Source organism: Thiohalophilus sp. (genome assembly GCF_034521165.1).
Classification (GTDB): Bacteria; Pseudomonadota; Gammaproteobacteria; order UBA6429; family Thiohalophilaceae; genus Thiohalophilus.
The window spans coordinates 306,819-320,015 of the sequence record NZ_JAXHMV010000008.1 but is presented as its reverse complement, the minus strand read 5'-3'; the positions used below and the strand labels follow the sequence as shown (position 1 = coordinate 320,015).

The following is a 13,197-nucleotide window of genomic DNA, read 5'->3' as shown; positions in this document are numbered from 1 at the left end:
CTATCGCCTCCGCTTTTCATTCTTCTTTTTCGCTGAGGCCAGCTCATTTTCATCAAGATAGCGATAGGTCTTGGCCGTGACATCCATCTGCAATCTGCCATCCTTGCTACTTGTAAGATTAATATCATGAAGAGTCACAATCCGCGGCAGGGCGGCGACACCACTGACGAACTTTCCAAACTGGTGATACGTGCCCAGCATGCTTATCTGGATCGGCAGTTCGGCATAAAATTCGATTCGCTTTTCTGACTGGGGTTTGAACAGCTCGAACTCGACACCGCTGCTTAGTCCGGTTTGCGAGACATCGATCAGCAGGTCATCCACCTCGGTTTTACTGGGCAGCTGCCGCAACATGGTGCCGAAAGACTCTTCCATCTCCTGCATCTGTTTTTTATAGGCATCCAGATTTGCCGCCTTCGCCTGTTTCTTCTCAAACTCTCTCTTCAGGCTTGGCTCTTTGGCCCGTACCTGCTCCAGCTGCTCCATTTTTTTCTGAATATGCAGGAAATACCCCAGGGCCAATACTGCAACACAGACTACGGCAACTACCGCCGCCTTGACCGCAGCCGGCCAGGAACCGATGGTACTCAGGTCTAATTCACTTAAATCGAGATCTTTCATTTTTTCTCATCCCCATCGGCACTGTCCACACTGACCTGTGACAGATGCAGAACAAATTCCCTCGAACTGTCCCGCTCATTACCTTTGCCTTTTTTCTGGATAACCTCCAACCGGGGATCCGTCAGCCAGTCCGAGGATTCGATATTGCGCATAAAGGCCGACACCCTGGCATTGGATTGGGCAACGCCATTGAGCACCAGCTTGTTGCCAGATTGCTTCAGACTGTCCAGATGTATCCCGTCCGGGATAATCCGCGCAACTTCATCAAACAGATGGACGACCTCGGGCCGATTGCGCTGCAATTGCTGTATGACGTCCATGCGGGCCAACAGACGTGCCTTGTCCTTTTCGAGCTGATTAATTTCCTTGATCTGTTTTTCGACTTTGCTGATTTCACCCTGCAGATACTGGTTTCGCGACTCCTGGTGATCGATCATGCCCGCCAGGCGCAAATGTACCGCCAGAATGATCAGTCCCATGAGAATCACAGACAGAACAAGAATGGTCAGAAACTGCCGTTGCTGCTCACGGCGTAATTCTTCGCGCCAGGGTAAGAGGTTGATATGTGCCATCAGTCAAAACTCCTCATGGCCAACCCGCAGGCGATCATCAATGCCGGGGCATCATTACTCAGGCTCTGCGCCTTGACCTTTGAGGCCAGTGTCATATTGGTAAACGGATTGGCAATAGAGGTATGCACGCCCAGCTTGTCGGCGATCATTTCGTCGATCCCGGCAATCATGGCGCTGCCCCCGGCCAGGACAATATGGTCCACACTGTTGTAGGCGCTGGAGGAGAAGAAAAACTGCAGAGAACGGCTGACCTGCTGGGCCATGGCGTCCTTGAATGGCTCCAGCACTTCCGGCACATAGTTGTCCGGCAAGCCGCCCTGGCGCTTGGCCATCCCGGCCTCTTCATAGGACAGGCCGTAACGCCGCTGAATCTCCTCGGTCAGCTGCTTGCCGCCGAAGACCTGCTCGCGGGTATAGATGTTTTTCAGATCGTGCATGACATTCAACGTGGTCATGGTCGCGCCGACATCCACCACGGCGACGGTCTGATCCAGCCCCTGTTCCGGTAACTGGGGTGCCAGCATCTGGAAGGCATTTTCCATAGCGTAGGCCTCGACATCGACAATCTTTGCCTTGAGGCCGGCCAGCTCTATGGCTGCCACGCGCACATCCACGTTCTCGCTGCGCGAAGCGGCCAGCAACACGTCCACCCGCTCGGGATCATTTTCCGAGGCACCCATCACCTCGAAATCGAGGTTCACCTCTTCCAGGGGATAGGGAATATATTGATCGGCTTCCAGCTGGATCTGTTGCTCCATGTCATCCTCGCTCAACGAGGAGGGCATGGAGATGATTTTGGTAATCACCGCCGAACCGGCCACGGCCGCCGCGGCCTGTTTGTTACGGGTGCCCGAGCGTTTGACCGCCCGTTTAATCGCCTCGCCCACCGCCTCGACATCGGAGATGTTTTTCTCGATCACCGAGTTGGGCGGGAGCGGCTCAACCGCGTAACTTTCGACCCGCAGACGATCTCCGGCCTTGCCCAGTTCCAGCAGTTTGATCGCCGTGGAACTGATGTCGAGCCCGATCACCGGGGGTTTTTTCGGCTTGATGAGATCGCTGAGACCCATATTTTTCTTTATTCGTAGTAAGTTATGGTAGATATATGTATAACTACTTTAGGTTTATGAGTCAACTATAGGACATCAAATATATAAAAACAAATGGGAATAGTGTTCACAGAACAGAAGATTTATACTGGACGCTTCCGCTGTATCGGATGGCACAATCCGATTCTTTATTAAAATTAGATATATGAAGCCCATATTTAAGAAACTGGTCACATTTTCCCTCGCCTCCGCCTTAACCCTGGGTCTGCTTGGTGCGCTCGGCCTGCTGGGGGCCTACGCCTATATCACGCCACGCCTGCCGGATATCGACACCCTCAAGGATGTGCATCTGCAGGTCCCCCTGCGAATTTACGACAAAAAGGGCGGGTTGATCGCGGAATTCGGCGAAATGAAGCGAACTCCGCTGAAATACGAGGAATTCCCGCCTCGCCTGATCCAGGCGTTCCTGGCCGCCGAGGATGACCGCTTCTTCGAACATCCGGGCGTCGATTACCAGGGAATCCTGCGCGCCGCGATCAACTTGATCCTGACCGGCGAAAAGGGCCAGGGCGGCAGCACCATCACCATGCAGGTGGCGCGCAACTTCTTTTTGAGCCGGGAAAAGACCTACCTGCGCAAGCTCAACGAAATCTTCCTGGCGCTGAAAATCGAGGGCGAGCTCTCCAAGGAGGATATTCTCGCCCTCTATCTGAACAAGATCTATCTGGGCAAGCGGGCCTACGGTGTCTCCGCCGCCGCGCAGGTCTACTACGGCAAGGCGCTGGCCGATCTGAGCCTGGATGAAATGGCGATGGTCGCCGGACTGCCCAAGGCCCCCTCCAGCTACAATCCGGTAGCCAACCCCGCTCGCGCGATTCAGCGCCGCAACTATGTTCTGGGCCGAATGCGCGATCTCGACTACATCGCCGAAGAGGCGTACCAGCTCGCTCTGGCCGTCCCGGTCCACGCCAAAACCCACGGCCAGTCCATCGATCTCGAGGCACCCTATATCGCCGAGATGGTGCGTAACGAGATGGTCGCCCGCTACGGTGACGACGCCTACACCGCCGGTTACGAGGTTTACACCACCGTGGACCCGCAACGGCAAAAAGCCGCCAATCAGGCCCTGCGTGAGGCGTTGCTGGAATATGACCGGCGCCACGGTTACCGCGGTCCGGTGCAGCGGCTCAATTTGCTGGATAATATTGCCGCCGATCCGGCGTTGCAGCCGGGTGAACTGCCGGACGACAAGGCCGACAGCCAGGCACTGCTCGCTATTCCTGACGCCGAAACAGACTGGCCAGGCACTGCTTGCGTAATGTGCCGGCACCGGGTAATCTGACGCCGGCGGTGGTTCTGGAAGTCGAGGAGCGGGCGGTTTACGCCATCACCCGCGATAACCGGATCGCCTATCTGCCCTGGGAACAGCTCAGCTGGGCACGCAAATATATTGACGAGAACAACCGCGGTCCGGAACTGGAGTCGGCCGGCGAGGTATTACAGCGCGGCGACATCATCTATGTGGTGCCGGCTTCTGCCGGTTGCAGCTGGCTGGCCCAGCCCCCCCAGGTCGGCGGCGCGCTGGTCTCGCTCAACCCCGATAGCGGCGCCATCGAGGCCCTGAGCGGCGGGTTCGATTATTACACCAGCAAGTTCAACCGGGTTGTCCAGGCCAACCGTCAGCCGGGTTCCAGCTTCAAGCCCTTTATCTATTCCGGCGCCATCGACAAGGGTTTCACCGCCGCCAGCATCATCAACGATGCGCCGGTGGTCTTCGACGCCCCCGGACTGGAGGATACCTGGCGACCGGAGAATTACAGCGGCCGTTTCTATGGCCCTACCCGTCTGCGGGTCGCCCTGTTCAAATCCCGTAACCTGGTTTCCATCCGGCTGTTGCGCGAGATCGGCATCGGCTATGCGCTGCGTTATCTGGAGCGCTTCGGCTTCGACAGCAGTCGGTTACCGCGCGATCTGTCGCTGGCACTGGGCAGCGGGGTACTGACCCCGATGGAACTGGCCCGCGGCTACACCGTGTTTGCCAACGGCGGTTATCTGATCGAGCCCAACCTGATCGATTATGTCCGCGACGCCGACCAGAAAGTGGTCCTGCTCAATCGCTCGCCCGTGGTCTGTCCCGAGTGCCTTGAGACAACGGACGAGGAGGGGGAAAACGGCAACGGTCAGACTGAAACCGGCGCCACGGCAACCGCCGATCCCGGTACCGAAGAACTGGACTGGGTGCCCAGCTTCACCCGTGAAGATGTGACCCCCGAAGAGTGGACGCAAACCATGCAGGGTCCCCGAAAACCGGCTATTGCGCCCCGTGTCCTTCCACCCCAGACCGCCTTTTTGATGAACACCATGATGCGCGATGTGGTGCGCTATGGCACCGGCCGCGGGGCGCATGTTCTGGGACGTGATGATCTGGCGGGCAAAACGGGGACCACCAACGACCAGCGCGACGCCTGGTTCACCGGTTTCAACCGCAATGTCGTGACCATCTCCTGGGTGGGATTCGATACACCCCGGCCGCTCGGTAACCGCGAAACCGGGGCCCGCGCCGCCCTGCCGATGTGGATCAAATACATGCGCGAAGCCCTGCGTGATGAACCCGAAGCCCAACTGCAACAACCCCCGGGTATTGTCTCGGTATTGATCGATCCCCAGACCGGCGAGCTGGCCGCCAGCGGTGATCCCGATGCCATCTTCGAATATTTCCTCGCGGACCAGGTTCCCGAGCGCCGCGCCGGCGGTGGCAGTGACAGCAACGGCCAACGCCAGGATAACGGCAACATTACCCGCGATCTCTTCTGAATCGGCGGTCGGCATGGGGCATAAACACAGCAAGGATCTGCAAATGCGCCAGCGCCTGGCCCAGGCCGCGGCACAGATTCTGGCCGAATCCGGCAGTCGCGATTTTTACGCGGCCAAGCGCAAGGCCGCCCTGCACCTGGGCGCCGACGACACCCGTAACATGCCCAGTAATAGCGAGATCGATCAGGCCCTGCGCGAATACCAGCGCCTGTTCCGCGCCGACGCCCAGCCTGCCGCTTTGCAACAATTGCGCGCCCGGGCCCTGCAGGCGATGGAATTTTTTGCCGATTACCGCCCCAAACTGGTGGGCAGTGTCCTGGATGGCAGTGCCGATGAGTACTCGCCGGTAGTCCTGCATGTTTTCGTACCGCGACTCGAAGATCTGGATCTGTTTTTACTCGAACATCAGATCCCCTATGAACAGGGTGAGCGCAAGGTGCGCTTCTCCCCCGATCAGAGCGTCACGCTCCCGGTGCTGCGCTTCTATGCCGGTGACACCCGCATCGAACTGATGGTGTTTGTTCAGGATGGCCCGCACCAGCCCCCGCTGAGCCCGGTGGACGGGCGGCCGATGCAACGGGCTTCGTTAAACCGGGTGCGGGAACTGGTCGACAGCGACACCGTCGACCCGCTGGAAAACTGATCCGAGGCGGGCAAACACCTCACTGCACTTCGCTGTCCCCCGGCCGGATATCCCGCGCCACGCCGCTGTCGCGCGCGGCCTGCGACACCGCCTGGGATACGAAGGCCCGCAGACGCGGGTCAAACGGCTTGGGGATAATGTAGTCCCGGCCAAACGTCAACTGCGTCAGTCCATAAGCCTGCAACACACTCTCCGGCACCGGCTCATGGGCCAGTTGCGCCAGCGCCTTCACCGCCGCGATCTGCATCTCGGTATTGATGGCCGACGCCTGCACATCCAGCGCGCCGCGGAAAATAAACGGAAAGCCCAGCACGTTATTCACCTGATTGGGATAATCGCTGCGCCCGGTCGCCATGATCAGATCTGAACGGGCCGCATGGGCGTTGGCCGGGGTGATCTCCGGATCCGGGTTGGAGAGCGCAAAGACGATCGGGTTGTCGGCCATGCTCTGCAGCATGGCGGGCGAGACCAGGTCCGGCCCCGAGACGCCGATAAATACATCCGCCCCGGCCAGCGCCTCTGCCAGGGTGCGCCGGCCGGTACGCCGGGCAAATTCGCGCTTGTGCGCATTAATGTTGCGCCGCTCGGAATGAATCACGCCCTTGCGATCCACCAGCGTGATATGCCGTTTATCGGCCCCCAGTTTGTGCAACAGCCGCATCGAGGCAATCCCCGCCGAACCGGCGCCCAGGCAAACGATACGTGCTTCTTTCAAGGTGCGCCCGGTCAATTCCAGGGCATTGAGCAGGCCGGCGGCGATAATGATCGCCGTGCCGTGCTGATCGTCGTGGAATACCGGGATATCCAGCTGCTCCTTGAGGGCCTGCTCGATCTCGAAGCAGTCGGGCGCGGCGATATCCTCCAGGTTGATGCCACCGAAACTCGGGGCGATGCGACGCACGGTATCGATAAAGGCTCTGGGAGATTCCGCGTCCACCTCGATATCCACCACATCCACATCGGCGAAATGTTTGAACAACACCGCCTTGCCTTCCATCACCGGTTTGCCGGCCAGCGCTCCCACATTGCCCAGCCCCAGCACCGCGCTGCCATTGGAGATCACCGCGACCAGGTTGCCCTTGTTGGTGTAGCGATAGGCCTGCTGCGGATCCCCGGCAATCGCCTGCACCGGCACGGCAACGCCGGGGGTATAGGCCAGACTCAGATCGTGCTGGGTTGCGACCGGCTTGGTCAGGGCCGTGGCGGTTTTACCCGGACGCGGCTCGGCGTGATAGCGCAGAACCTGTTCGGCAAAAGAGAGCTTTTCATCATTCATCGTATGTTCACTGTTATCGATCGTGTCTCGCTGTCAGGGGAACAGGCTATCCGCCTGTCGGCATGAAGCCTACATGGTGGCGCATCGATCCCGGTTTTACCAGTGGCCACCGGCAGCTTTCAGGGGGTTTCGAGCAGGGCCGCGGGATGGCGCAGACGCAGGCGCCACTGGTTATTACGCCGGTAAATCCAGCCCTGGGCCAGCAGCGGCTGCTCGCGCCAGCGGGCGATCTGTTCGCGATCGAAATGCGCCAAATCCGCGCGGGCAATCCGCAGGGCAAACGCCGGGCCGAGATTCAGCCAGAGCGAGGAACGGCTTTCGCCAATCCGCGTCAGGCGCCCCCGCACCACACGATACTGGCCGCCGTGCCGCGAATTCAGCGCCGCCGCGGGCAATGTCTGATAGGCCGACAGGGCCCACAGGCCTCGTTTGTGCCGGCGAGCCCCGGCCTGGGCGCGCCGATAACAGTCGACAAAGCGCAGGTTGGGGGGCATCACCAGCAGCTGGCCAGCGCCCTGCTCCAGCAACCGGCGAGTGATACTGCGCCCCTGCTGGTCGAACACATGTGCCAGCAGGCGGCCGTAACGATCCCGTCGTTCCTGGCCATACACCAGCCGCCAGGGGACCCGGGCCTGTGCCTGCAGTTGCCGGCGGGCGGCCCCGGCATGGGGCTCGGCGGGCGCCTCGTCGCGGGCTCGCTCCGGGGTGTTGATGCCGATCAGGCGCAGCTTGCGCCCGTCACGCAGGTGCACGGTATCGCCGTCATGCACATAACGCACCGTCACCTGCTCATCGAACTGTGCCGGCCGACAGGCGTCGGCCATCGACCCCGATGACCAGAGAACCAACAAAAAAGGCGCTGTAAACAGCGCCTTTTTGATGATTGCCGTCGTGCGTTTTGTCACGGGGCTTACTTTTTCATGCCGTACTTCTGACGGAACTTGTCCACGCGACCGGCGGTATCCAGCAGCTTCTGCTTGCCGGTATAGAACGGATGGCACTGGGCGCAGACCTCGATATTCAGATCCTTGCCGACCGTCGAACGGGTGGTGAAGTGATTGCCACAACTGCAGGTGACAGACACTTCCTGGTAAGCGGGGTGGATTTCAGCTTTCATGGGTAACCTCACAGTCTCTTTCGGGCGTATCGCCACCCCGGCCTCTCCGGAGCACCATACGCAACGAGGCCGGCGATCATACGGGAATCAACTATCGCAGGGCAAGTGTTTGCGCCAATTCAGGCCTTGTCGCGCTGTTGCGGAGCGGGAAACGGCAAAATCCGCGCGCAACGCCGGAAAGGCCGGCGGGAGTGCTGCAAATCCTCGTAGGCCTCGCCCAGGTGGCTGAAGGTATCCCACATCATGTTGGAAATGGAAATGCAGGCCGACAGGGGGTTGCTGGCGGTGTTACGTACCTGGTTAACCCGCCATTGCAGGCAACGCAAGCGCTCCCGGCGATCCGCCGGCGCGCGGTCGATACAGTAATTGAGAACCCGGTTACGCAGGCTCTCGAAACGCTCGGGATCGGTCTCGGCCAGATGGGCCCAGGCATCAAAATCGATATGACACGCCGTCTCGGGTTTGGTCATAGGTCGGTCCTGCTTCACCGCGATCGCTATTGGGAGTCAGACCGGTATGGAACGCCAAGCACGCCATACCGATATCCAAATAGTCGTCGTTTTCAGCGCCCCTGTCAAAACCGGGCACGTGCACCGGCTCACAAACCGCCTCAACAACGGCGTACAAGGAACTGTAAAAGCAGGGTTTTTACCTCATCGAGGCAGATCGATCGGATTTTGCGCCTCGCGCTGCGAAGAGCCGCACACCAGCGAGGCGCCGGCCCTCGTCAATGCACAAGGATCGGCAACGGAGCCCACCGCGGTTCAGCGTTTCATGGAGTCAAAGAACTCGGCATTGGTCTTGGTCGCCTCGAGCTTGTTATGCAAAAACTCCATTGCAGCCACTTCATCCATATCATGCACCACCTTGCGCAAGATCCACATTTTCTGCAGCTCGTCGGGGCCGGTCAGCAGCTCCTCGCGACGGGTGCCGGAGCGATTGATGTTGATCGAGGGATAAATCCGTTTTTCGGCGATCTTGCGATCCATATGGATCTCCATGTTACCGGTGCCCTTGAATTCCTCGTAGATCACATCATCCATGCGCGAGCCGGTTTCCACCAGTGCGGTGGCGATAATGGTCAGGCTGCCGCCTTCCTCGATGTTGCGTGCCGCGCCGAAAAAGCGCTTGGGCCGTTGCAGGGCGTTGGCGTCCACGCCGCCGGTCAGCACCTTGCCCGAGGAGGGTACTACCGTGTTGTAGGCACGGCCCAGACGGGTGATGGAATCGAGCAGGATCACCACGTCTTTTTTGTGTTCCACCAGACGCTTGGCCTTTTCGATCACCATCTCGGCCACCTGCACATGGCGGCTGGCGGGTTCGTCGAAGGTACTGGAGACCACCTCGCCACGCACCGAGCGGGACATCTCGGTCACTTCCTCCGGCCGCTCGTCGATCAACAGGACGATCAGATGGCATTCGGGATAGTTGTGGGTAATCGAGTGGGCGATGTTGTGCAACATCATGGTCTTGCCGGCCTTGGGCGGCGAAACCACCAGGGCACGCTGCCCCTTGCCGATCGGCGCCACCATATCGATAACCCGGGCGGTGATGTCCTCGGAGCTGCCGTTGCCGATCTCCAGCTGCATGCGCTCATTGGGGTGCAGCGGCGTCAGGTTTTCGAACAACACCTTGTTCTTGGCTTTTTCCGGCGGCTCAAAGTTGATCTCGTTGACCTTGAGCATCGCGAAATAGCGCTCGCTGTCCTTGGGCGGGCGAATCTTGCCGGCGATGGTATCGCCGGTACGCAGGGAAAACCGGCGAATCTGGCTGGGCGAGACATAAATGTCATCCGGTCCGGCCATGTAGGAGCTTTCCGCCGAGCGCAGAAAACCGAAACCGTCCTGCAGTATCTCCAGGACTCCATCGCCATAAATGTCTTCGCCACTTTTGGCGTGAGCCTTGAGAATGGAAAAAATGATGTCCTGCTTGCGTGAACGGGACATCCCTTCGATGCTCATTTCCTCGGCGAGGACAATCAGATCGGCGACATGTTTTTGTTTGAGTTCGGTAAGATTCATAGATGTTGTCTTACAATCAGGTTGGTTACGCGGCGCATGACACGCACCGGTCGGCTACGCGTTCAGCGTCTGTGTATCAGGGTTACCAGAGGGGCGCCCGTATCAGGCAGGTTACAAATAAAACGATTGGTATTTGTTTACGTTCTTGGCGCTAAGTTACCACCAAAAACCGGACTCGTCCAGCCCGCGTTAACAGGCCGGACGACAAATCTTTTACAGGTTGCTGTCGATAAAGGCTGTCAGCTGGGATTTGGATACCGCTCCCACCTTGGTCGCTTCCACGTTACCGCTCTTGAACAGCATCAGGGTCGGAATGCCACGAATGCCGAATTTGGGCGGGGTACCCGGGTTCTCGTCGATATTGAGTTTGGCCACCTTGATCTTGCCGGCGTATTCATCGGCAATCTCATCCAGAATCGGGGCAATCATTTTGCAAGGACCGCACCAGTCTGCCCAGTAGTCCACCAGGACCGGCTCTTCCGCCTTGAGAACCTCATCTTCAAACGTGGCGTCTGTGACGTAAACGATCTTGTCGCTCAACGTAATTCTCCCATTTGTATTGTTTTGCAGTCGCAGAACATGACTGACTCGGGTGATGCCGGATGGCTAACCTTAACACACGGTCAGGCACCGGACATACCATGTGGGCCATCTGCCCCGCCAGATCGGCTGCCGCTGTGCAGGGGTGTATAAGATGCCATTTGAGCCCAAGATAGCCGTTATTTCAAGCCCCAAACAGAATCCGATCTGCTATTCTGTGCGCCCATGAGTGATACACACCTGTCCGATACCCGTTTCGACAGCCTGGAACTGCCCGCACCGCTGCTGCAAGGCATTGAAGAGGCAGGCTTTTCATACTGCACGCCGGTCCAGGCCGAAACCCTGCCCATTGCCCTGGCCGGCAAGGACGTCTCCGGCCAGGCGCAGACCGGCACCGGCAAGACCGCCGCGTTTCTGATCGCCCTGTTCGCGCACCTGTTACGCCACCCGGCCGCGGAACAGCGTCGACCCAACCAGCCGCGCGCCCTGATCCTGGCCCCGACCCGCGAGCTGGCGGTCCAGATCCACAAGGACGCCGAGTTGCTCAACAAACACCTCGGCATGCGCCTGGGCCTGGTCTACGGCGGCACCGGCTACGAGAGCCAGCGCCAGCAACTGGAAGCCGGGGTGGACGTGCTGATCGGCACACCCGGACGTATCATCGATTATTTCAAACAGCAGGTATTCGATCTGCGCGCCATCCAGGTGATGATTCTGGATGAGGCCGATCGCATGTTCGATCTCGGCTTCATCAAGGACATCCGTTTTTTACTGCGCCGCCTGCCCGGGGCCGACCAGCGCCTGAACCTGCTGTTCTCCGCCACCCTCTCGCACCGGGTCAAGGAACTGGCCTACGAGCATATGAACAATCCCGAAGCGGTGGAGATCGCGCCGGAACAGATCACCGCCGAGCAGGTGGAAGAGAGGGTCTATTATCCGGCCAAGGAAGAAAAAATCAGCCTGCTGCTGGGCATTCTTGCCAACCAGCACGTTGAACGGGCCGTGATCTTTGTCAATACCAAACGGGCGGGGGAGAAGATCGCCGACTACCTGCGCGGCAACGACCAGGCCGCCGCGCTGCTGACCGGCGATGTGCCGCAAAAACAGCGCCTTAACCTGCTGCGCAATTTCAGTGACGGCGAGCTCAACCTGCTGGTGGCCACCGACGTGGCCGCCCGGGGTCTGCACATTCCGGCGGTCAGCCATGTCATCAACTTCGATCTGCCGCAGGACGCCGAAGACTATGTGCATCGCATCGGCCGCACCGCCCGTGCCGGCGCGAAGGGTGAGGCCATCAGCTTCGCCTGCGATGAATACGTTTTCTCGCTACCGGATATCGAGCAATACATCGGCCACAAGATTCCCGCCGCCACGCTGGATCCACAGCTGCTGATCAAGCCCAAACCGCCCCGGCGGGATCCCAACGCGCAGCGCGTCAGCGGCAAAAAGAAAAGCGGGAAAAAAAGCGCGCGTCACAGCGGCCGGGGCCCACAGAACCGGTCCCGGCAAGGTAACCGCGCCGGCCAGCGAGAAAAGTGACCCCTCCCCGCCGGGCCGTCAGCAACCCCGCCCGGACAAACGCTCCCGTGCCGACGATCCTCTCCAGTCCCCCGGCGCCCAAAACAGCACGGTCTGCGGTTCCTTCGCAGCGGACGGGAACCGCCGTCCCGGCGGTTGATCGTGGCACTCAGGCCGGTGGCCCGGGCCTGTCACAAGGCTGCTGAAAATAGCAGGTCAGCGCGCCGGTCCCGGCCGTAAGCAGCCAGAATAAAAAGAACCCGATGGTATAGCCCCCCAGCCGGCTGACCGCCCCATAGCCGGCCACCTCGCCTAACTGCACCGGGTCGAAGGCGGTAAAAAACACAATGGTCGCCAGCGCGGCGGTCAAAAACGACGGCCACAACACGGCCACGATTTTCTGGACTTTCGGTATCTGCTGAGACATATCTCCAGCGCCCTCCCGGCACAAAAACGATCAGTTATTGCGTTTGCTCACCCCGGCCCCCGACAGGCTCAAGCCGCAGTCGCCCGTCACCGGGCCACACCAGCCGCCCGGTCAGACGCCACTGGCCGCCTTCAGGCTCAAGCAGCACATGCCAGTGGCCGACGTCGGGGACGCTTTCAAACTCGCCCCGAAAGCGCGTCTGCGAGGCGCCGGATAGTTCTAAACCAATGACCTGGTCCTGATCCGCCCGGGTCGGGTGCAGCAAACTCAGCCGCAGGCGTTGCGCCGCCTGCGGCTGCTTGCCCTGCAGGACCAGTTGTACCTGGCCTTCGGGACCAATCCCGCCCTCGGCGTGCAGGCCCAGAAAGCGGGCATGGCGATCCCGCGCCAGCGTCCGGTTAATCGCCAGCCCCTCCTTGTAATAATCGTCGACCACCAGGCCGTCCGGATTGTTTATCGCGATAATCACCGTGGCGATACTCGCGATGACCGCACTGGCGGGCAGGGCAATTAAAAACCAGGGCCAGAACTGGCGATACCAGGGGGATGACATGTCGTTGGCGGTTATCTGTTGCATGGGTTCTCCCCGTATTGGTCTC

Annotated in this window: 15 protein-coding genes; 4 read left to right on the top strand and 11 right to left on the bottom strand. The window is 59.6% G+C overall.

Annotated features, from left to right (window positions below):
* From U5K34_RS06295 to U5K34_RS06285, 3 genes are read right to left on the bottom strand one after another with little or no spacing between them, the layout of a single operon-like run.
* A complete protein-coding gene (locus U5K34_RS06295) occupies positions 1-621 on the bottom strand; it encodes a type 4a pilus biogenesis protein PilO (RefSeq protein WP_322564421.1) in 621 nt (206 codons plus the stop codon).
* Positions 618-1,193 (bottom strand): PilN domain-containing protein, encoded by a 576-nt coding sequence (locus tag U5K34_RS06290; protein WP_322564420.1) that lies wholly within the window; start codon positions 1,191-1,193, stop codon positions 618-620. The genes U5K34_RS06295 and U5K34_RS06290 overlap by 4 nt, the downstream gene beginning before the upstream one ends.
* On the bottom strand, positions 1,193-2,263 hold the full coding sequence (locus U5K34_RS06285; RefSeq protein ID WP_322567621.1) for a pilus assembly protein PilM: 1,071 nt from the start codon (positions 2,261-2,263) through the stop codon (positions 1,193-1,195). The genes U5K34_RS06290 and U5K34_RS06285 overlap by 1 nt, the downstream gene beginning before the upstream one ends.
* 184 nt (positions 2,264-2,447) lie before the next feature.
* Between U5K34_RS06285 and U5K34_RS06280 the strand changes: the two genes are divergently transcribed.
* The 3 genes from U5K34_RS06280 to U5K34_RS06270 are packed head-to-tail and all read left to right on the top strand — an operon-like array spanning position 2,448 to position 5,699.
* Entirely contained in the window at positions 2,448-3,584 is a 1,137-nt protein-coding gene (locus U5K34_RS06280) for a transglycosylase domain-containing protein (RefSeq protein ID WP_322567620.1), read from the top strand.
* Complete coding sequence (locus U5K34_RS06275; RefSeq protein ID WP_322568085.1) at positions 3,563-5,056, top strand: penicillin-binding protein 1A; 1,494 nt, start codon at positions 3,563-3,565, stop codon at positions 5,054-5,056. The genes U5K34_RS06280 and U5K34_RS06275 overlap by 22 nt, the downstream gene beginning before the upstream one ends.
* Positions 5,057-5,069: 13 nt before the next feature.
* On the top strand, positions 5,070-5,699 hold the full coding sequence (locus U5K34_RS06270; protein ID WP_322567619.1) for a hypothetical protein: 630 nt from the start codon (positions 5,070-5,072) through the stop codon (positions 5,697-5,699).
* 19 nt (positions 5,700-5,718) lie between these two features.
* Here the strand turns inward: U5K34_RS06270 and U5K34_RS06265 are convergent, their stop codons facing one another.
* From U5K34_RS06265 to trxA, 6 genes are all read right to left on the bottom strand, one after another.
* Positions 5,719-6,975, bottom strand: a complete 1,257-nt coding sequence (locus U5K34_RS06265; protein WP_322567618.1) for a malic enzyme-like NAD(P)-binding protein — start codon at positions 6,973-6,975, stop codon at positions 5,719-5,721.
* A gap of 119 nt (positions 6,976-7,094) precedes the next feature.
* Positions 7,095-7,799, bottom strand: coding sequence for a thermonuclease family protein (locus tag U5K34_RS06260; protein ID WP_322567617.1), 705 nt, complete (start codon positions 7,797-7,799; stop codon positions 7,095-7,097).
* Positions 7,800-7,885: 86 nt separating this feature from the next.
* A complete protein-coding gene (rpmE, locus tag U5K34_RS06255; RefSeq protein ID WP_134080516.1) occupies positions 7,886-8,092 on the bottom strand; it encodes a 50S ribosomal protein L31 in 207 nt (68 codons plus the stop codon).
* 119 nt (positions 8,093-8,211) lie between these two features.
* Positions 8,212-8,562 (bottom strand): DUF3135 domain-containing protein, encoded by a 351-nt coding sequence (locus U5K34_RS06250; protein WP_322567616.1) that lies wholly within the window; start codon positions 8,560-8,562, stop codon positions 8,212-8,214.
* Between the two features lie 294 nt (positions 8,563-8,856).
* A complete protein-coding gene (gene rho / locus U5K34_RS06245; RefSeq protein ID WP_322567615.1) occupies positions 8,857-10,113 on the bottom strand; it encodes a transcription termination factor Rho in 1,257 nt (418 codons plus the stop codon).
* A 213-nt stretch (positions 10,114-10,326) separates the two neighbouring features.
* Positions 10,327-10,653, bottom strand: coding sequence for a thioredoxin TrxA (gene trxA / locus U5K34_RS06240; RefSeq protein ID WP_310693555.1), 327 nt, complete (start codon positions 10,651-10,653; stop codon positions 10,327-10,329).
* 225 nt (positions 10,654-10,878) lie between these two features.
* Between trxA and rhlB the strand changes: the two genes are divergently transcribed.
* Entirely contained in the window at positions 10,879-12,192 is a 1,314-nt protein-coding gene (gene rhlB, locus U5K34_RS06235) for an ATP-dependent RNA helicase RhlB (protein ID WP_322567614.1), read from the top strand.
* Between the two features lie 148 nt (positions 12,193-12,340).
* Here the strand turns inward: rhlB and U5K34_RS06230 are convergent, their stop codons facing one another.
* The gene (locus U5K34_RS06230) at positions 12,341-12,598 is read right to left on the bottom strand and encodes a hypothetical protein (RefSeq protein WP_322567613.1); all 258 of its coding nucleotides are present in this window, start codon (positions 12,596-12,598) and stop codon (positions 12,341-12,343) included.
* Between the two features lie 34 nt (positions 12,599-12,632).
* Positions 12,633-13,175 carry a FixH family protein gene (locus tag U5K34_RS06225; protein ID WP_322567612.1) on the bottom strand — a complete coding sequence of 181 codons (543 nt, stop codon included), beginning with the start codon at positions 13,173-13,175 and terminating at the stop codon, positions 12,633-12,635.
* Between the last annotated feature and the right edge of the window lie 22 nt (positions 13,176-13,197).

Excerpts from the sequence above, each read along its gene's own strand:
- U5K34_RS06295 (WP_322564421.1), bottom strand. The coding sequence starts at position 621 with ATGAAAGATCTCGATTTAAGTGAATTAGACCTGAGTACCATCGGTTCC.
- U5K34_RS06290 (WP_322564420.1), bottom strand. The coding sequence starts at position 1,193 with ATGGCACATATCAACCTCTTACCCTGGCGCGAAGAATTACGCCGTGAG.
- U5K34_RS06285 (WP_322567621.1), bottom strand. The coding sequence starts at position 2,263 with ATGGGTCTCAGCGATCTCATCAAGCCGAAAAAACCCCCGGTGATCGGG.
- U5K34_RS06280 (WP_322567620.1), top strand. The coding sequence starts at position 2,448 with ATGAAGCCCATATTTAAGAAACTGGTCACATTTTCCCTCGCCTCCGCC.
- U5K34_RS06270 (WP_322567619.1), top strand. The coding sequence starts at position 5,070 with ATGGGGCATAAACACAGCAAGGATCTGCAAATGCGCCAGCGCCTGGCC.
- U5K34_RS06265 (WP_322567618.1), bottom strand. The coding sequence starts at position 6,975 with ATGAATGATGAAAAGCTCTCTTTTGCCGAACAGGTTCTGCGCTATCAC.
- U5K34_RS06260 (WP_322567617.1), bottom strand. The coding sequence starts at position 7,799 with ATGGCCGACGCCTGTCGGCCGGCACAGTTCGATGAGCAGGTGACGGTG.
- rpmE (WP_134080516.1), bottom strand. The coding sequence starts at position 8,092 with ATGAAAGCTGAAATCCACCCCGCTTACCAGGAAGTGTCTGTCACCTGC.
- U5K34_RS06250 (WP_322567616.1), bottom strand. The coding sequence starts at position 8,562 with ATGACCAAACCCGAGACGGCGTGTCATATCGATTTTGATGCCTGGGCC.
- rho (WP_322567615.1), bottom strand. The coding sequence starts at position 10,113 with ATGAATCTTACCGAACTCAAACAAAAACATGTCGCCGATCTGATTGTC.
- rhlB (WP_322567614.1), top strand. The coding sequence starts at position 10,879 with ATGAGTGATACACACCTGTCCGATACCCGTTTCGACAGCCTGGAACTG.
- U5K34_RS06230 (WP_322567613.1), bottom strand. The coding sequence starts at position 12,598 with ATGTCTCAGCAGATACCGAAAGTCCAGAAAATCGTGGCCGTGTTGTGG.
- U5K34_RS06225 (WP_322567612.1), bottom strand. The coding sequence starts at position 13,175 with ATGCAACAGATAACCGCCAACGACATGTCATCCCCCTGGTATCGCCAG.